The following is a 568-nucleotide window of genomic DNA, read 5'->3' as shown; positions in this document are numbered from 1 at the left end:
TCCCTCTTTGAAATGAGCGAGGGCCAGCAATCTCATTTTCATCTGAATAGATTTCTGCTGGCTTGCGAGCTTTTTAAAGTCGATATTATTGAGACTGTCCATAGCGAATAAGTTTTATCGTTGAATGGCCTCAATTAGATCACATTTTTACTTATATTGGTATAATCGGTAAAACTCTGATTGGCAAGATGGTGTTGTCTGAGCCAGCTCCACACTTGTTCTATCGGGTTTATACCAATCTGGAAAATTAACTGGTCAGATTAATCCACTCTCTTGTACACATCTTGCTAATACCAATCTGGAAAATTAACTGGTCAGATTAATCCACTATCTTGTACACATCTTGCTAACTCTATCTGTACTGTCCAAGAATCGATTCCAAGCCTTGCACACTTTCTCCACGATATCCTCATAATCGGTAAAACTCTGATTGGCAAGATGGTGTTGTCTGAGCCAGCTCCACACTTGTTCTATCGGGTTTAGCTCTGGGGAATAGGGCGGGAGCTTGATGATACTGACATTGCTAAACGGTTCTGCAATGTCATTGGTATGCCAACTCGCCCCATCC

1 protein-coding gene is annotated in these 568 nt (G+C 41.5%); it reads right to left on the bottom strand.

Going from position 1 to position 568, the window contains the following annotated elements; translation table 11 throughout:
* Positions 1-327 precede the first annotated feature (327 nt).
* Positions 328-568: transposase (locus UF06_RS00085; protein ID WP_045568618.1), on the bottom strand; the 241-nt coding region annotated here is incomplete at its 5' end.

Origin of the sequence: Vibrio sp. S234-5 (genome assembly GCF_000960595.1) — a bacterium.
Classification (GTDB): domain Bacteria; phylum Pseudomonadota; class Gammaproteobacteria; order Enterobacterales; family Vibrionaceae; genus Vibrio.
The sequence above is the reverse complement of the archived record's forward strand: the minus strand, read 5'-3'. Positions and strand labels throughout refer to the sequence as shown.